This window comes from Moellerella wisconsensis, assembly GCF_022592395.1.
Lineage (GTDB): Bacteria > Pseudomonadota > Gammaproteobacteria > Enterobacterales > Enterobacteriaceae > Moellerella > Moellerella wisconsensis.
Genome location: NZ_CP093242.1, coordinates 1746503 through 1765827, shown reverse-complemented (window position 1 = coordinate 1765827; position 19325 = coordinate 1746503). Strand labels below are relative to the sequence as shown.

Sequence of the window (19325 nt, the reverse complement as noted above, 5' to 3'; positions counted from 1 at the left end):
ATGAAAAAATTAATTGTAATACTATTATCGTCTTTACCTTTAAATTTATGGGGGCAGTCCTATCATTTTAATCTTGATGCATTAGAAAATATCGGTGATACCCAGCTTGATGTACGTTTATTATCAGAAGATAATCGAGTTCCTGCGGGTGAATATCTGATTGATATATACGTTAATGAACAGCATCTTGGTAAAGATAATATATTATTTATTCTAAAGAATAATATTCTCACACCACAATTCACACGATTACAGCTTCAACAATTGGGCTTGCAATCCTTTATAATCGAGCAGTTAACTCCCTCTAAAAGTGATGGACCTCAATATAATTTGTTAACTCTTATTCCTTATAGTATTTTTTCTTTTTCAGTAGAAAGCTTATCTTTGCAATTGACTATTCCACAAATTAACTTAGCCAAAAAAACAACTGATATTATAGATGAAAGTCAGTGGGATAATGGTGTAAATGTCTTTTTTAGTGATTATTATCTGAGTGGCAACAATAGATTAAAAGGTAACCGAACTAACAATCATTATTTCGTCTCACTTAATAATGGAATTAATCTGTCCGCTTGGCGGCTTAGGCAAACCAGCGCTTATGATCAAGATTATCACCAATGGCAAAATACTCGTTTTACGCTTAGTCGATCTATTCCTAAAATAAAGAGCCAATTAGTATTAGGCAAACAATATCTACAGGCTGATTTTATCACTTCATTTAATTTTGAAGGGCTGAGTCTTTATAACGAAGATAATTTATATACTCAACAAGATAGAGAGTATGCTCCAGTAATTTATGAGATAGCTACAACAGCCGCCCAAGTTACTGTTCGGCAACAAGGGAATATTATTTATCAAACTACGGTTCCTGCTGGACCATTTATTATTGATGATCTGCATCCCTTCTCTACCCAAGGCGTACTCGAGGTTACTATTCAAGAAAATAATCAGATGGTACGAAAAATTGAATATCGTTTTTCTTCTCTTGCCCCAATGCTAAGAAAAGGACAATTTCGATTTTCTAGTAATATAGGCCGCTATTCTTTATCCACAACTCAGTCCTTATTAACTATACAGCCAAATAAATTATTTTTTATACACGGTCAGTTCGCCTCAGGATTAACTAATCATTTTACTGGATATAGCGATGTATTAATTTCCCAGCAATATCAATCTATTTTATTAGGCGGTGCTTTTTCGCTGTATCCTTTCGGTGCTATCTCAAGCGATGTTACACAACATTACAGCCAAAACAAACTGGCTTTAACCTTTCATCTTGAATATCGTGCCACACTGCCAATGATAGGCAGTGACATCAATTTAAGTGGCTATTGGTTTACTCGGCCTTCACTTACAGGTTTTACAACCTTTATTGATAGCCCGATTAATAATGAACAAAAACAAGGATTATTACGATTTAATATTAATCAGCCACTATTTACATTAGGTCTATTAAATTTATCATTGAGTTATCATTCTTATCCTGATAACTCTAGAAACAACCAATTAATTAATCTGAGCTATTCGTCCTCATGGAATAATATCTATTACTCAGTACACTATACGGCAAGATATGCAGCAGATCGTAATGAAAAGGAACGTATTTTAGCGTTTAATTTTATGCTGCCATTAGCTAAATTATTGCCTCAAGGGAATTCAGATTATACTTACTTAAATAATGATTATTTCAATAATAGTAATATAAGTTACCGCAACCAATTTTCAGGTAATGGGGAACAGAGCCATCAAATGATGATTAGTGGTTATCTCAGTCAGAATAACAGCCTGAATTATAGTTATCAGCAAGATCATCAAATCAATCCTCAATCTGAACACCTCATCGATAACCAAGGGTCGCTTCAATATACCCATGAAAATTATATTTTAAATGCGGGATATGGCTATGGAGATAATCAACATCGTATTAATTATAGCCTCAAAGGGGCCATGATTGCCCATACTTCAGGAATATATTTCACTCCCCAACTCGGTGAAACTTCCGCACTTATTAACATACCTGCTATTAAAGGTGTGGCTCTAGATAATCAGGTTCATACAAAAACTGATTATAACGGCCATGCCGTAGTCAGTCATTTACAACCTTACCGGCTTAATTATCTATCATTGGATACGAGTACTTTTCCTGTATCAGTTGAAATTCCTGATAATAATAAACGTGTTATTCCAACCACAGGGGCTTTTGTGAAAGTCAATTATACAGTTTATCAAGGGAATAAAATTTTTTTCAGCCTTAAACAATCGAATAAAAAACCAATTCCCTTTGGCGCATCGGCGAGTGCAATTGTTTTAGTCGAAAATAAGCCACCACGATTAATTAATGGGATAGTTGATGAACAAGGTCAATTATATCTCAGTGGCATGCCTAACCAGGGCAAGGTTACTATTGATTGGGGAGTTAAAAATCAGCAATCTTGTATTTTTACTTATAAATTACCTAGCAATAAAAATAATCAGCTTATTTATACCATTGCTGAAATTTGTCAGAGTCAGTCAGAATGAAAATATCAATCATTCTATTATTAAGCTGCTTTCTAGCTTATATTCCCGGAGTATTATCAGCATCCTGTCAATATATGGCGCCCCAATCCCCTGCGATCACCACGGTCTCATTTGGGCAATTAATTATAGCCGCTGATTTACCTATCGGCAGTATTATTCATCAGCAAGATTTTAATACCCAAGGTCCTTCGGCCTTAGTCGCAATATGTGATGCACCGCAAGCCGTCAGCTGGGGAAACAGTCAATTTAATCGTTTATCTACAGGGGGTAATTCTACTTATGATAGTGGGATAGCAGGAATTGGGATTAGATTTATGTTTAATAAACAGGCGAATACTACCACATCACTGCCTTATCTAGATAATCATCTCTCACGCTGTAAAAAAAGAATTCATGCTTTTGCTTATTGTATTAATAGTTTTAAAACTATCACCATCCAATTAATTAAAACAGCATCTAACACAGGATCAGGGAAAATAGCTGATATTCAGCTGATAGACGCTTCGATTAATCATCTCAGTGTCATACGCTATCAATTATCAAATACCCGGATTATTAGCCCAAGCTGTATTTTATCACCCAATCATATTACCGTAAGAATGGGCAAAGTTAATGCACGTTATTTTAACGGTATAGGTAGCTATTCGCCGGCGTTATCATTTAAGCTTTCGCTACAATGCTCCAACATTAATTCTTTATCGTTAATCTTTCGTGGTAATAGAGCCTCGGATAGCACTATTTTTGAGCTTAATAGGCACCATCATCGCGCTGAGGGAATAGGTTTAGTTATTAACCATCAAGGAAAACGGATTAATATTAATCAAGCGGTGAGGGTTAACCGGTTAGCAGACACCTTATTACATAGCGAATATTTTAGCGCACAATATATACAATACGCCCCAGTAATTAAACCGGGGCGGGCTAATTTAACCGTTACTTTGCAATTACTTTATCCATAACCGTTGCTGTATTAATTACTTTGAAAGGTTAATTGATCGATAGCCTGGATAATCCGTTTATCTGAAATAGGATATGGTGTACCTAATTGTTGAGCAAATAAACTAATGCGCAACTCTTCTATCATCCATCTAATTTGTTTCACTTCGGCTTGTTGCTGCTGAATAGGATTTAATTTAGCAATGTATTGTTGCCATAACTTTTGTACCTGCTCAACACGATTCATTTGAGCGCGATCGCGATTAGGATCAACCGCTAACTTTTCTAACCGGCGTTCGATCCCTAATAAATATCTGCGTGTATCGGCAAGTTTACTCCATCCATGTTCGGTCACAAAACCGCGGAAAACTAACCCGGATACTTGCGCTTTTATATCGGACAATGAATAGGCTAAAGCAATATCTACTCGGCCTTTTAAACGTTTATTAATCGCAAATACGGCAGTAAGGATCTGCTCGACTTGTTGGGCAATATCAACAACCGTGTCATTTAATTCAGCACGAACATACTCTTGTAGCTGGCTAAATTGTTGTTCATCCCAAACATTACCGCCGCGCTGCTCAATTAATTTATCGATAGCGCAAGTAATACAGTCGTCGATTAAATCTAGAACTTTGCCGTAAGGATTAAAATACAATCCTAATTTAGATTTATTCGGTAACTTTTCATGCAGATATTTAATCGGCGATGGGATATTCAGCAACAATAAACGACGAAGCCCTGTTCTCATGGCTTTTTGCTGCTCGAATTCGGTTTCAAAAACTTTAATTGCGACACTATCTTTCTCATCCACTAATGCCGGATATGCTTTAACCGAGTACCCTCCTCGCTTCTGTTCATAGCGTTGAGGTAACTGACCAAAACTCCAAATATGCAAACCGCTTTGTTCAATTCCATCATCGACAACTTCAGAGAGCGTTTGCTGAACTTTAAGTTTTAGCTGTTTCTTTAAATGATCGAGATCTTGACCTTCTGCTATCGTTTTATTTTTATCACCAATGATACGGAAGGTGATTTTTAAATGGGTAGGTAATTGATTTAATTGCCAATCATCTCTATTCACCGTGACACCAGTCATACGACGTAATTCACGCTCTAAGGTATCTAATAGCTGGCCTTCAGGGTTGGGAACTCGCTCTAAAAATGCAGAAGCATAGTTTGGCGCGGGTACAAAGTTGCGGCGGATAGGCTTCGGTAAAGATTTAATCAACGCAATGATCAGTTCTTGGCGTAAACCCGGCACTTGCCAATCAAAGCCATTTTCTTGAACTTGGTTTAGCACCGCTAATGGAATATGAATTGTCACCCCATCGGCATCAGTTCCCGGTTCAAACTGATAACTAACCCGGAATTTAAGCTCTCCCTGATACCAAAAATTGGGATAATCAAGCGCTGACACACTTGCGGCATCTTTTTTAATAAGCATGCTCTTTTCGAAATTGAGCAGTTCGGGATCTTTTTTCGCGGCTTCTTTCCACCAGCGGTCAAAATGACGAGCAGAAATAACATCGTTCGGAATACGTTGATCATAGAACGCAAATAAAATCTCATCATCGACCAAAATATCGCGGCGACGGGATTTATGCTCAAGATCTTCAACTTCTAATAGCAGTTTTCGATTCTCTTTGAAAAACGCATGGCGCGTTTGCCAATCGCCCTCCACCAGCGCATGGCGGATAAACAGCTCACGACATAATAGCGGGTCTATCTTGCCATAATTAACCGGCCTTGCCGCGACAATTGCCAAACCAAATAAAGTCACTTTCTCCGAAGCCATAACAGCGCCCTGAGCTTTAGACCAATGGGGCTCACTGTAATGATGCTTAATTAAATGTTCCGCGAGTGGCTCAATCCATTCAGGTTCAATCGCCGCAGCGACCCGTCCCCACAGTTTACTGGTTTCAACCAGTTCAGCCACCATGCTCCATTTAGGTGGTTTTTTAAACAACCCAGACCCGGGGAACAGCGTAAAACGGGCATTTCGAGCACCGGTATATTCATTCTTATCGCTGTCTTTTTGCCCAATATGTGACAATAAACCTGATAATAAGGAGAGATGAATGGCTCGATAATCAGCAGCCTCGCTATTAATCATAAAACCTTGTTCTTTAATGACTTGCCTTAATTGAGTATAGACATCTTGCCATTCTCTAATGCGCAAGTAATTTACAAAATCTTGGCGACATAGTTTTTTAAACTGGGCGGAAGAGAGCGATTTTTGCTGTTCGCGTAAATAATCCCACAGATTGAGAAAAGCCATAAAGTCAGATTGTTTATCATGAAAACGACGATGCTTCTCATCTGCTGCCTGCTGTTTATCTAACGGACGCTCACGCGGATCTTGAATCGATAATGCAGCCACTATCACCATAACTTCTCTGATGGCAGCATGTTTTCGCGCCTCAATTACCATTCTCGCCAATCGAGGATCAACCGGTAATTGCGCCAACTGCCGCCCCATTTGGGTTAATTGATAGCCTTTTTCACTGTTTGGATGTGCGGATAACGCGCCTAGCTCTTCCAGTAGCCGCACCCCATCTTGAATATTGCGTTTATCTGGCGCTTCGACAAAAGGAAATCCACTGATATCGCCTAAACCAATCGAGGTCATTTGCAAAATAACCGAGGCTAAATTGGTTCTAAGGATCTCAGGATCGGTAAATTCCGGACGAGATAAGAAATCCTCTTCTGAATACAGGCGAATACAAATACCGTCAGATACACGACCGCAACGCCCTTTACGCTGGTTAGCTGACGCCTGCGATATTGGCTCAATCGGTAATCGTTGTACTTTAGTTCGGTAACTATAACGACTAATACGCGCGTATCCAGTATCAATCACATATTTAATTCCCGGAACGGTTAACGAGGTTTCTGCCACGTTAGTCGCCAGAATAATTCGTCGCCCGGTATGCGACTGGAAAATACGATTTTGTTCACTGTTCGACAGCCGCGCAAATAAAGGTAATATTTCAGTATGCCGCAGCTGCAATTTATTTAATGCGTCTGCCGTGTCACGAATTTCACGCTCACCACTCATAAAGATGAGAATATCGCCGGCACTTTCTCGTTCTAGTTCATTGACTGCATCGATAATACCATCGAGCTGATCGCGATCACCGTCATTATCTTCGCCCATCACTGGACGATAACGGACTTCTACCGGATAAGTACGCCCTGAAACTTCAATAATAGGCGCATGATTAAAGTGATCGGAAAAACGCTCAGGATCGATAGTTGCAGAGGTAATAATTACTTTTAGATCAGGCCGCTTAGGCAGTAACTGACGTAAATAACCTAAAATAAAATCAATATTTAAACTGCGTTCATGCGCTTCATCGATAATCAATGTATCGTATTGCAGCAACAGCTTATCGGTCTGTAACTCGGCCAGTAATATGCCGTCAGTCATAAGTTTTATCAGAGTATTTTCACCTACCTGATCATTAAAACGGACTTTATAGCCCACCGCTGATCCGACGGGTGATTCTAGCTCTTCGGCCAATCGATTTGCTACCGAACGCGCGGCCAAACGCCTAGGCTGGGTATGTCCAATATAGCCAGTAATTCCCCGGCCTAATTCAAGGCAAATCTTAGGGATCTGAGTGGTTTTCCCTGATCCTGTTTCACCGGCAATAATAACCACTTGGTTATCACGAATAGCCTCATAAATAGTTTCTTTCTTCTGGCTTACCGGCAGATTGGCGGGATAAACAATTTTTGGCAGATTAATACGTCTATTTTCTATTTTCTGTTGTGCCAAAAGTATATCTTTAGTAATAGCTTCTATAACGGCTTCACGAGATTTTTCATTGCGTATTTTTGCTACGCCATGCAGCCGTTTATTCAGTTGTCGCTGATCACGCAACGATGTCTGATTAATTTCAGCCTGTAAGGCTGCTAAATCGGATTTCACTCTAATAAATCCTTATGGTATCCACAATATGCTGTTATAGCTTAAATAATTACCCAAATAGTATCACACCCCATTTGCGCTGAAAAAAACTTTCAAAATAAGCATCAATCTAAATATTGTTCTCACTGTCTTAAGCACTTAAATTCATCGTTATTATTAATTATTTTCATAAAATTAAGCTATAGCTGAACAACTCAACATAAAACTATCCATATCGGAGCTATTTATTTTTTCTTAAGCCATTGTCCATTTAAGCCACGAACATATTCACCACTACTGGCACGTTCAATTAATTTTGCTCCAGCAATTTTGGCTACCTCGGCAGTTTTTAACTGATTATTGCGCGCGATTTCGGTGTATTTTTGTTGTCGCTGTGCGTTTATATCTGTAACCAATTTAAGCGCCTGTGGATTATTACTTTCAATCACCGCTAAATATCCGGACAGAGTTTCTCCCACCAGCGCCTGATTTTTAGCTTCATCTAGCGTAAGCGCACAGGCGGTATAACTGCATAATATTGCACTTAAAAATACCGCACATTTCCAGCCACGTATCCAAGAGGTCATCATATTATTCCTTAATTGGTGGTTTGTGGTTTAGTTAATACCTCACCAAACAAATCGGCATTATCTTTTAATAGTTCTTCAACTTGGCGATCAACTTTAATTTGGATCTCATGTTCTATTTTTACATTCATATTAATCGTAATCGGCTTATCCGGCGTCGCAACTTCTAATCGTAGACAACCAGATAACATTAATACCATTAAACCCAGCATACCGATTGATGAATAACGGACTTTGTTCATCGCTTATTCCCTATAGGTTTTTCTCAAGCCATTGTTCTAAATTACTGCCAAAACGTAAACTACGCCATAATTGGAACACATTCTCTTCATGATGATAATTGAGTTGCACTTCGCGCTTTTTCTCAGCTAAGGGGTTCAATCCCTTCACCCTAGCACGTAAAGTTAACTGGCCAAGATTAGACAAATTAACCTCGGCTTGGCTCTGACTAATTTCAAGATAATCTAACCAACTCATCGCAGCACCGGCAGAGATATTATCCTGCTTAATTGATTGCATAAATTGTGGATCAATACGCAAAGTTAATGGTCCCCGATTTGTGATCCATCCTTGATGAATAATCCATTCGGGGTTAGTCAGGTAAAAAGGAAGTTCACCATCAACTCTACCGGATAAGGCAAACTGACTAACTTTTAGCGTACTAAATAAACGACTCAATTCAATATTACTGATTTTAATGGTCGCCGGTTCTCGTTGCGGCCAACGTAATAGAGGTAAACTAAGCTGCCCGTCTAATAAACGTAGTCCCACCGCTTTCAGCTGTAATGGGTGGCTGTCACTGGGTGGATAATAACCGCTCAAATCGGCAGTAATATCACTGAGCTCAAATAAATTATTAATCTGTTTAATGCGTAATTGTACCGGTGAATGAATACCCAGTTGCCAAGTGCTTTGCTGCAAGCGCCAAGGCAAAACAAAATCAACACCTTCGATATCGCCATCTTTTAGCCACATACCGGCATTTTTAACTCGCCAGTGTCCCCCCCCAATAAATCCCTGCTCAGCAGAGATAGAAAATGCCGCTTGTGCATAAAAATCACCTTCACGTAGCGTTATTGCCAAATCAGGCGGTATCAATGTTTGGAATGCCGTCATCGGCTGTTTCGGCCAACGCGCCATACCACGTAAACGACTGCCATCCCAACGAGAATAGAACGGAATTGGTCCTACTTGTTGCGCAGACAAATTACCATTGAGGGAAAAATCAGACGGTGATTTTCCGCGTACAGTGGCATTAATAGTGGTCGGCGGCAAATAACTATTCTCACCAAACGTCATCCTCTGAGTACTCAGTGAAAATGCCCCTTTAAAATCGGCGATATCGGCATTTCGTTGCCAAATCAATGGCTCAGTTAATATGAGGCGTGGTTTTGACATCGAAACTAAACCGTACTCAATCCGATTAAAGCCAGTATTGAGGCTATTAACGCTCAGCAAAGAATCGTGCCAAGCACCGCGACCTTGTAAATCCCAATCAGCATTCAACGCGGGCAGTTTAGCATCTCCCCAATAACGCCATTGCCAAAGGCCTTGATTGAGGCTAAAGTTCTCAGCTCGACCATCGAGGTGTAAATTAAAATTGCCCCAATAACGTTCCTGAAATTTAACAATAGCCTGTAAGCGCCCTGTAACCCCATCAAGATCAACAGCTGTTCCCGCTAATGGCCAACGCGCTTCTTGTAATGTCATTGTCGGTGAAAGCTGCCCATAAGCGCGTAATAATGCCTGTGGCTGAAATGTAACTTTCGGCGAAAGCAATGGTCCAGAGAGCCTGGCCGGTAACCGAACATCAACAATCATATCATCATATTTAACCCGTCCATTTAGGCTAAATAGCATCTCGGATTGCAATAGATTAATCGGACTAGGCGCTAAACTTAACACTAGGTTCCCTTTGCCTTTACTTCCCTCGGTCACCATATTGACTCGGGCACTAACACGCATATCGGCCAGTGCATCTTGCCAATTATCCAACTGTAAATTAATACCGCCACGCAGGGGCAATCCGTCCTGTTGCCACTGCCATATTCCTTGCTGTATAGATAGCGTATGTGAATTAATGCGCCATGGAAGCATCGCTAACGGTGTGGATTGTTGCATATCCTTAATCGACAGCATCCCCTGTGATTGTTGCCAGCTCAAATCAACCTGCCACCGTTGTTGGCTTTCCTGCAACATAACCACGCCGCTAACCTCGCCTTGTTGAGGCATGGAGTCAGTCGTGATTGGCAGGGTTAATTGTCCGTTAAGATTAAGCTGTTGATCATCTAATTTCAGCATCAGTTGGTTGATAGTTAACTGATCATTATCAGTAATTTCAGCGCTGAGTTGTAAATTATCTCCCTGAAAAATCAGTTGGCTACCATGTTCTGGTTGGGCATCAATCAATAATTCGCCATGATATTTTTGCCATTCTTCATCTCTAATATCAGTAATATTAAGTTTAAACGCCGGTAAATTAGCCAGCAGTGAATGAACATCGGTTGGTGGATTATGAGTTTCTGTGACGGGTAACTGGTGTAAACAAGCGCTATTAGTTTTAAGATGCGCAATATTCATCGATAATACATCGCTATCGTTTGCACTAAACCCTGAACTAAGCCCTGAAATAGTCGCGCCTTGCAGTTGTAATAACCGACAATCATCAACTTTGAGCTGTAACTGACTAATATCTAAAGCGGCGCGAGAAAAATCTATTTGCGGCTGAGAAAGTGACAGCGTCACTCCTTCAGGAAGATAAGGTTTAGCCACCAATGGGAGCCAATGGGTCACGGTAAGCCATAATGTAATCAGCGACACTAAAATGAGTCCTAAAATACCGGAGAGAATTTTTAGTGTTGGTTTCATTAAAACGGTCCTTTAATTTATCAATTTAATGCGTTGCTTTTATTTTTATAAGTGATTACATCGCGCTGATTATACATCTCGATTTAGTACTATTATGTGTTTTGAGCTATTATTCAAAGTCATTATTCTATACAGTTATTCCATCAGTATAACGTACAGTTAAAGCTATCTCGTCTATAATAACTAGGCTTCATAAACAAGCATCATAATCAATAGCCCCATAATAACGGATAGCCAAAAGAAAATGTTGCCTTTTTTGTTTTCAATCCTTTTACCACTACTAATTTAGAACAGAGTAGTCTATAGCAAAAAAAGATACCTAGAGAATAAATATAGCGCTCGCGATATGAGAAAATATTGCACTACCGCAGTCGATTAGCAATAGCAACATCAAGTTCAAATCGATGGCAATAACTAAAAATATCTTAACCAAGATAAGCTGCTACCCTACAACTTGTAGGCCGATAGGTATATTATATTCAAACAATAGGAATTTGATCATTACACAATTTTAATTAGATTATTTTGTTGTGTTTTTTATTTTGGGTTCCTGATAAGTGGAGATTTACCCATGAAACTCGTCTCGTATAGTACCAAACATTATGACCGCAAATATATGGAGCAAGTTAACCAAAATGCGGGCTTCCATTTTGATATCGAATATTTTGATTTTTCATTAACCGCGCAAACAGCTAAAACAGCCGTCGGTGCAGATGCGGTATGTATATTTGTTAATGACGATGCTAGCCGTGAAGTACTCGAAGAACTAGCCGCGTTAAATATTAAAATTTTAGCCTTACGCTGCGCCGGTTTTAATAACGTTGACCTGCAAGCTGCACAAGAATTAGGTATTCAAGTGGTTAGAGTTCCAGCATATTCCCCGGAAGCCGTTGCTGAACACACGATAGGGATGATGATGTGCTTAAATCGTCGTATTCATCGAGCTTATCAACGTACTCGGGATGCAAATTTCTCTCTTGAAGGGTTAACCGGCTTTAATATGCATAATCGGACTGCGGGCGTAATTGGAACCGGAAAAATTGGTCAAGCTACCTTGCGTATATTGAAAGGTTTCGGCATGCGCTTACTAGCCTATGATCCGTATCCAAATCAAGTAGTTCTCGATCTCGGCGCAGAATACGTTGATTTAGATACGTTGCTATCACAATCGGATGTCATCTCTTTGCATTGCCCATTAACCGCAGAAAATCATCATCTGTTAGATGAAAATGCATTTAATAAAATGAAAAGTGGTGTAATGATTGTCAATACCAGCCGAGGTGCATTAATTGACTCTGTAGCGGCAATTAATGCTCTGAAAGCCCAAAAAATTGGTTCTTTAGGAATGGATGTGTATGAAAATGAAAGAGAACTATTCTTTGAAGATAAATCAAATGATGTAATTCAAGATGATGTGTTCCGCCGTCTATCTTCTTGTCATAATGTTTTATTTACAGGGCATCAAGCATTTCTGACGGAAGAAGCGCTCAACAGCATCAGTGAAACTACCTTGATGAATATTCGCCAACTTAAACAAGGCGAATCCTGCCCAAATAGAGTAACCGCTTAAGCCCACCAGCCGATGGCGACATAGCACCGTTGACGCTGAGGTTGGCGTTAATGTTGGATATATAGCGACAGTTAATCACTAAAGTAGTGTTGAGTTTAAATGAAACGTGTTATCTCTTTAGCGCTGAGTATGCTGGTTCTTTCGGCGTGTCAATCGCCTAAAGTTTCAGCCGATAATCAACTGGTTGAAAAACAGTTGATGCACCATAACTATGTTCTTACCCTAGTCAATGGCCAGCCGGTAACAGTAACACGCGGCGCGCCATCTATCGAGTTTGGTGAAAACATGTTTGTCTCCGGTGCAATGTGTAATCAGTTCACTGGAATGGGGCATATTGTTGATGGTAAGCTTTTCGTGAAACAACTAGCAATGACCGATATGCTGTGTATCAATGAAAATTTATCTCAATGGGATCAACTAATTAGCAAAATGCTCAATCAAGGTGCCAAGATACAATTAACCCAAAATTTATTGGTGTTATCTCAGGGGAAAAATCAGTTAACCTATACCCTCAGAGACTGGGTTTATTAATCCACCAGACGGGCAGATTAATATCGTCAGACGGCTATTTTTTGGCCGTCTGACTTCTATCTATTCCTCTATATAACACATTTGTATTTCACCCAATATTACATTATGCCTAGAGCCCATAATGGCCATTGAGCCAAATAATCTGACGGTAAAATAAAGAAGACTCCATATTTACTCATCAAGTTAACCGTTAATAAACTTGGCATAAACGCTCCATAAGTTATCAGATTATGCTTATATCATTGATATTGACAGAGAAAAATATCTCAATAGAGGCTTATATTATATCAGTCGTTTCTTTTCGTTAGTCTCACCAATTCGAAGGAACATAAATGAATATTACAATAAGAGCAATGACATTAGAGGATACCGCAATGGTAGCGGAATTATTACAAGCTAATTCAGCTACACATCATGGGGGGTTATTTGGTGAGTTTCCGAATGCTAAAGTGGCTAGAATGTATCAATCTAGCTTAAACTCTATTATTGCCCTTGATCAGTCAAGTAGTCATCCTAATAACGTGATCGGTGTATTATTTAGTTTCCCGGTTAATTCCCCATCACTGCCTCCTATCGCCCAAGAAATTAATCGACGCTTTCCTGCAATAAGCCAAAATAATTGGTTTTATGGACCAGTCTGTATCGCTGAACATTATCGCGGGCAATCTCTGCTTATCCGCTTATACCAGCAAATGTGCCAACAAAATAGTGGTCAAGCGGTGGCTTTTATCAATAGCGATAATATTGCTTCACTAAAAGCCCATCAAAAAATAGGCATGCAAAAAGTGGCTGAATTTGAATTATTAAATAAACGTTGGCTGGTAATGCGCGGGGAGTAATGGTCGAGAATATACCGAGAAAGCAGCCTGATAAATAGCTCTGAATACTCACTAATCTGGCAAGTACAACCACCCCATAAGCTAATGAATAGACTTATTGGGGCGGTTATTATTACTCATGTAAAGTTATTATAAAAAAGCACTTTGTAAAACCACTATGTAAAAATTAAACCTACTATTTTTTACGGTGGTTCAAGGTTTCTTCTTTTAAATCTAACTCATGGCGTAAATGGATATAAACTTGTTCACTGATATTTCTATCTTTACGTAATTGAACTAATTTAGCACGCTTAGCCTGTAGTGCTGAACGCGATAATTGTTTCTCCATTTTAACGAATTGTTGAATATCGGAGCCACTATTATCAGCACCATTATTATCTAAATGACGTTCATAGATTTCTAATAAATAATTTCCGACTTCTGCACGTAAAGCCATTTCATCTAAATCGTCACCGGGATGATTAATCTGGTTACGTAAATGGATAATAGCTGCTTCATTTAAAGCAAAACGCGCTTGGATCTCTTCATCATCATACGGCAGATTATGAGTCAAACCACGGGTTAAAAAGGGTAATGTCATGCTAGCAATCAGCAAGGAGCATAGAATAACCCCCATAGAAATAAAAATCGCCAAATCACGATGTGGGAATGCCGAGCCATCCATCATAACCAATGGAAGCGTTAATATACCAGCAAAAGTAATCGCCCCACGGACCCCGGAAACAGCCATTACGGCAATTAAACGCAAATGTAAGCGCGGACGTGATTGTGATTTATCTTTGTTGCGGCGTTGAAACAGAGTCATTGACATGGCTAACCACACCCATACAAAGCGCAGCGCACCAAGCATGAGGGTGATAATAATAACGTAACCAAATAATTCCCATACGTGAGAAACACCAAGAGACTCAGCAACTTGTGGCAATGAACGCCACAGCCGTGGTAATTGCTCTCCGAGAAGAATGAAGATCATGCCATTTAATGCAATCTGAATCGTGTCCCACACTGCTTTACTTTGCACTCGAGTTGCTGATTGCATACGCCCAACTAATCGTTCATAGTGCATCGCAATTCCGGCAACTACTGCAGCAAGGATCCCTGATACATGTAAATGCTCAGCTACTAAGTATGCAGTAAAAGGAATTAATAAACTGATCAGGATTTGAATGCCTGGCTCTTCACCTGTGCGCTTGACTAAAAATTGGTTCAATTGCCCGATACCACAAGCCACCACTAATCCAACTAATCCTCCCCCTAAAGCAACGATAAAAAATTCGCCAGTCGCTGAAGAGAACGAGAACGTACCGGTTAATGTCGCCATAACCGCAAAACTAAAGCATACCAGACCGGTAGCATCATTTAACAGCGATTCGCCTTCTAAAATATGCGCAATACGTGAAGGTAACGGTGAATTAACCGTCATCGCCGAGACTGAAACAGGATCGGTTGGAGATAAAATTGCTGCCAGTGCAAACGCTATTGCTAAAGAAATAGTCGGAATTAACCAATGTATAAATAAACCCATGCCCACAACAGTCACAATCACCAAACCTATGGCTAATGACAATATAGGCCTCATTTCATGAAATAAAGCTTCTTTAGGAATACGCCAGCCATCTAAAAATAATAACGGTGGAATAAATAGTAATAGGAATAAGTGTGGATCGAATTCAACATCAAATCCTAAAGTAGATAATCCTGTACCTAAAGCAATTTGTAATATCGGCAGCGGTATCTTTTCGCGTAAAAGTTTAGAAACAAATACGCTAATCACTACCGCTAATAAGAAAACTAATACGATTGTTACCATGTCCATAAATTTATTACTCTGCTTTGTTAACATTATGCGCAATTAATATTGCGAAAAGTAAACGAGAAAATACGTAGCTTGTAAAGTCAGCTATCCGTATTTATGGGTTAATTGGATTAAAAAATTTGTAAGCAAGCGTATCTTTCTCAGAAAAAGAGTAAATAATAGCCTATCGCAGATTTCTAGTGGTAATATTTTTACTTATTAATAAGGACTACAAATAAGATAATCCGACGCTATTCACTGATATCTTGCTATTCTTCAAATATCATGTATCTAGGATGCATCACACTAATACCGTCGGTTATCTAAAATATCGAGCGAGGATAACGAGCTTGATTTAACCTCTACCACGTGGCCGATTTAAAATATGATCTTCCCAATCAACAACATCTATTTCGCGTACAGCAATATGACGAACAGAAATACCGGCATCGTGCATTTTGGATTTAGAGCCCGCAATTAAGGGATGCCATGCGGGAATAGGCTTACCTTCTGATAATAATCGATAAGCACATGTCATCGGTAACCATTCAAAAGTATTTAAATTTTCACGAGTTAACTTAATACAATCAGATTCATAGCTGAAACGATCTTCATAGTGCTTACACTGGCAGGTTTTAATATTAAGCTGATTACAAGCAACGTTGGTGAAATAAATTTCATCGGTATCTTCATCAATTAATTTATGCAGACAACATTGCCCACAGCCATCACACAATGATTCCCATTCGCTGTCACTCATTTCATCTAAGGTTTTTTCCTGCCAGAACGGTTGAGACATAATTCTTATAAATCCTTAATTAAATAACACGAGTAGTCAGTGATAAATCATTCAGACCCACTCTTAACATATCACCGGACACTAATGGACCGACACCTTCAGGGGTGCCTGTCAGTATAATATCGCCCGGACGTAAAGTGAAAAAACGCGACATATAACTAATTAAGGGCAGTATCGGAGTGATCATCTCTTGAGTATTACCCAACTGGCGTTGTTCACCATTAATTGATAATGATAAAGTTACCGCTTGAGGATCAGCCAAATCATTGACCGGTACAAAACCAGAAATCGGACAAGAACCGTCAAACGCTTTGCTTTTTTCCCACGGCTGTCCGGCCTGCTTAAATTTAGTTTGTAGATCACGTAAAGTTAAATCTAGCGCTACCGCAAATCCAGCAATCGCCCGAGAAACACGATCTTCATCGGCATTTTTAAGCGGCATGCCAATTAATACCGCCAATTCTATTTCATGGTGAACAGCACCAAAATCTTTAGGGATAGAAATCGGCTGCTTAATATCGCACAGCGCAGTTTCTGGCTTAATAAAAATCACCGGTTCTTCCGCAACAACAGAACCCATCTCTTTAATATGCTTGGTATAATTACTACCAACACACACCACTTTATTCACCGGAAACTCAAGTAACGCGCCCTGCCAGTCACGATGTTGATACATTAGCAGCCACTCCTATCGTTAATAATTATTTGATTTTCTGTTCGACACCATCGGCCATCAGGCATACGCTAAGCGCAAAATAATAAGAACGATTCCAATGCATGATAGTCCGGAAATTCTCTGTTACTAAGTAAGTTCGCCCTTGGGGATCATCCGGGATCACCAACCAAGTTGGTGTATTAGCCGTCAATTTTGCGGTTGCAGGTAATTTCACCCCTAAACGCTGCCACTCGGCAACAGTTTTCCCTTGCTGAGTTTTCACCCCTTCTAACTGACGATCAAAACCACCGGGTAAACTGACTTGATAACCCCAAGGAAGGTTTTTTTGCCAGCCTTCGGTAGATAAATAATTGGCAATTGAAGCAAAGACGTCGGCTTTATTATTCCAAATATCCATTTTGCCGTCACCATCACCATCTGCGGCATACGCCAGATAAGAGGTTGGCATAAACTGGCTTTGGCCCATTGCTCCCGCCCACGAGCCTTTGAGCTGCTGCTCTTGAGGAATATAACCTTTATCAATAATTTCTAACGCTGCCAATAATTGTTTGCTAAACAGTGCTTCTCTGCGCCCTTCAAACGATAATGTCGCCAGAGCAGAAATGACATCTTCTTTACCCTGCATGCGGCCAAAGCCACTTTCTAAACCCCATAGGGAAACAATATACTGCACTGGTACACCATAACGAGCACTAATCGCATTTAACAACGTCTTATTTTCTTGGTACTTATCTGCACCAGCATTAATTCTACTGACCGGTAATACATTTTTTAAATAGCTATCTAAGGTTACTGTAGCTCGTTTTTCTGGTTGACCCTGATCAGCTTTTACCACACGCCCAATAAAATGAATATTAGCAAAAGCACGATTAATAGTGGATTCACTAATTCCATTTGCCCGCGCATGCTGTTTTAATAACTCAACATAACCGTCGAATTGAGCGGGTTCACGTTGGCTAATAGGAAAAGCAACATCCAATGCCGTGACTTGTTGTTCAAGTACGGCTTCCTGAGCGGGAGTAATCGTCAACGCAGGTGAATGATTTTTATTAGATGCAGAGCAACTCGTTAATAATACACTGGAGATAAGGGCAAAAATAACCGTCGGTTTCATTTATTAATCCTTTAAAAATAAAAAGGTTTCAGGATTTTCTTAATTTTCTTTTTTTTCGCTAGTTTCTAAATAGTTAGATAATAAGTTTTCAACCGGTGGTGGAAACTGTAAATAATAACCAAATTCAATCAGTTCTGATTTAACTTTTTCGATATCGGCATTTGCCAATTTATCACGGTTTGTCAAGGAGATCTGTAACGCGAACTGTGGTTTTCCAAACTGTTTTAGTAACTCTTCAGGAACGCGAGAAAAGTCATCTTTCTTTTCAATATAAATATAGGTTTGATCACGATTCGGGCTACGGTAAATTGAACAAATCATTATCTTTAACTCTTTTTATTAACACTGTGGCTTGCTTGAAGAATACAGTAACTATAACATGCTATTGTTTTTCAGAATATCGTCACCCGAATTTTGTTTCGGAGAATTTTAATTTGCTGAGTCAGGATAGATGTCACAGTCGCCCATTGAACTAAAAGGCAGTAATTTTACGCTTTCTGTTCTTCATCTTTACAGTGAAGAACCTAAACTCATCAAAAAAGCACTTCAGGAAAAAATGAAGCAGGCGCCTGGTTTTTTAACTAATGCGCCTGTGGTGATTAATGTCTCCGCATTGACCCCTACTGCGAATTTGGTCGCCATACAAAATATTATTCAGACTACTGGATTAAAAATAGTCGGGATTAGTGGCTGTACCGATCCTCAGCTACGTGAACAAGTTACCCATGCTAATCTACCTTTATTAAGTGAAGGTAAAGGACAAAAGGTCGTTGAAGCGGCTCAAGCGCCAGTTGAAACGGCCCCAGAGCCGGCACCTGCTGTATCGCCTAGTGAACCCCAATTCAAAAAAACACGTATAATTGACACGCCCGTACGTTCAGGCCAGCGCATCTATGCACCAAATAGTGACCTTATTGTCACCAGTAATATTAGTGCAGGCGCAGAATTACTCGCAGATGGTAATATCCATATTTATGGCATGATGCGAGGCCGAGCATTAGCCGGTGCCTCGGGTGATACCGAAAGTCAAATATACTGTACCCACTTACAGGCAGAGCTAGTCTCTATTGCGGGTGAATATTGGTTAAGCGAGCAGATCCCGACTGACTTTATTGGTAAAGCAACTAGACTCAGTTTAGTTGATAATAAATTGCATATTGAAAATTTAATTTAG

Annotated in this window: 15 protein-coding genes; 6 read left to right on the top strand and 9 right to left on the bottom strand. The window is 39.6% G+C overall.

The features are described 5' to 3' along the window. Together MNY66_RS07880 and MNY66_RS07875 are read left to right on the top strand one after the other, a co-directional pair. Positions 1 to 2520, top strand: coding sequence for a fimbria/pilus outer membrane usher protein (locus MNY66_RS07880; protein WP_241501837.1), 2520 nt, complete (start codon positions 1 to 3; stop codon positions 2518 to 2520). Beyond that, positions 2517 to 3479: a fimbrial protein gene (locus MNY66_RS07875; protein ID WP_241501836.1), complete on the top strand. Its 963-nt coding sequence runs from the start codon at positions 2517 to 2519 to the stop codon at positions 3477 to 3479. The genes MNY66_RS07880 and MNY66_RS07875 overlap by 4 nt, the downstream gene beginning before the upstream one ends. An 11-nt stretch (positions 3480 to 3490) precedes the next feature. Here the strand turns inward: MNY66_RS07875 and hrpA are convergent, their stop codons facing one another. The 4 genes from hrpA to MNY66_RS07855 form a co-directional block, all read right to left on the bottom strand. Further along, complete coding sequence (gene hrpA / locus MNY66_RS07870) at positions 3491 to 7393, bottom strand: ATP-dependent RNA helicase HrpA (RefSeq protein WP_241501835.1); 3903 nt, start codon at positions 7391 to 7393, stop codon at positions 3491 to 3493. Positions 7394 to 7617: 224 nt separating this feature from the next. Continuing rightward, positions 7618 to 7959 carry a YdbL family probable chaperone protein gene (locus MNY66_RS07865; protein WP_047256526.1) on the bottom strand — a complete coding sequence of 114 codons (342 nt, stop codon included), beginning with the start codon at positions 7957 to 7959 and terminating at the stop codon, positions 7618 to 7620. 11 nt (positions 7960 to 7970) lie between these two features. Next, positions 7971 to 8201, bottom strand: coding sequence for a YnbE family lipoprotein (locus MNY66_RS07860; protein ID WP_047256525.1), 231 nt, complete (start codon positions 8199 to 8201; stop codon positions 7971 to 7973). Between the two features lie 10 nt (positions 8202 to 8211). Next, entirely contained in the window at positions 8212 to 10827 is a 2616-nt protein-coding gene (locus MNY66_RS07855) for a YdbH family protein (protein WP_241501834.1), read from the bottom strand. A gap of 571 nt (positions 10828 to 11398) precedes the next feature. On the opposite strand from MNY66_RS07855, the gene MNY66_RS07850 reads away from it, so the two are divergent. The 3 genes from MNY66_RS07850 (at position 11399) to MNY66_RS07840 (ending at position 13767) form a co-directional block, all read left to right on the top strand. Beyond that, positions 11399 to 12397 carry a 2-hydroxyacid dehydrogenase gene (locus tag MNY66_RS07850; protein WP_047256524.1) on the top strand — a complete coding sequence of 333 codons (999 nt, stop codon included), beginning with the start codon at positions 11399 to 11401 and terminating at the stop codon, positions 12395 to 12397. A gap of 99 nt (positions 12398 to 12496) precedes the next feature. After that, positions 12497 to 12928 (top strand): META domain-containing protein, encoded by a 432-nt coding sequence (locus tag MNY66_RS07845; protein WP_047256523.1) that lies wholly within the window; start codon positions 12497 to 12499, stop codon positions 12926 to 12928. Between the two features lie 332 nt (positions 12929 to 13260). Continuing rightward, entirely contained in the window at positions 13261 to 13767 is a 507-nt protein-coding gene (locus tag MNY66_RS07840; protein ID WP_241501833.1) for a GNAT family N-acetyltransferase, read from the top strand. A 175-nt stretch (positions 13768 to 13942) separates the two neighbouring features. Here the strand turns inward: MNY66_RS07840 and MNY66_RS07835 are convergent, their stop codons facing one another. The 5 genes from MNY66_RS07835 to MNY66_RS07815 all read right to left on the bottom strand — a co-directional run bounded on the left by MNY66_RS07835 (position 13943) and on the right by MNY66_RS07815 (position 18472). Beyond that, positions 13943 to 15583 (bottom strand): Na+/H+ antiporter, encoded by a 1641-nt coding sequence (locus tag MNY66_RS07835; protein ID WP_241501832.1) that lies wholly within the window; start codon positions 15581 to 15583, stop codon positions 13943 to 13945. 334 nt (positions 15584 to 15917) lie between these two features. Then, positions 15918 to 16364, bottom strand: coding sequence for a YcgN family cysteine cluster protein (locus tag MNY66_RS07830; protein WP_197076012.1), 447 nt, complete (start codon positions 16362 to 16364; stop codon positions 15918 to 15920). Positions 16365 to 16380: 16 nt separating this feature from the next. Then, positions 16381 to 17037: a fumarylacetoacetate hydrolase family protein gene (locus tag MNY66_RS07825; RefSeq protein ID WP_047256519.1), complete on the bottom strand. Its 657-nt coding sequence runs from the start codon at positions 17035 to 17037 to the stop codon at positions 16381 to 16383. A 25-nt stretch (positions 17038 to 17062) separates the two neighbouring features. Next, positions 17063 to 18151: a lytic murein transglycosylase gene (locus MNY66_RS07820; protein ID WP_241501831.1), complete on the bottom strand. Its 1089-nt coding sequence runs from the start codon at positions 18149 to 18151 to the stop codon at positions 17063 to 17065. A gap of 39 nt (positions 18152 to 18190) precedes the next feature. After that, complete coding sequence (locus MNY66_RS07815; RefSeq protein ID WP_047256517.1) at positions 18191 to 18472, bottom strand: YcgL domain-containing protein; 282 nt, start codon at positions 18470 to 18472, stop codon at positions 18191 to 18193. Positions 18473 to 18602: 130 nt separating this feature from the next. On the opposite strand from MNY66_RS07815, the gene minC reads away from it, so the two are divergent. Next, positions 18603 to 19325 (top strand): septum site-determining protein MinC, encoded by a 723-nt coding sequence (gene minC / locus MNY66_RS07810; RefSeq protein ID WP_047256516.1) that lies wholly within the window; start codon positions 18603 to 18605, stop codon positions 19323 to 19325.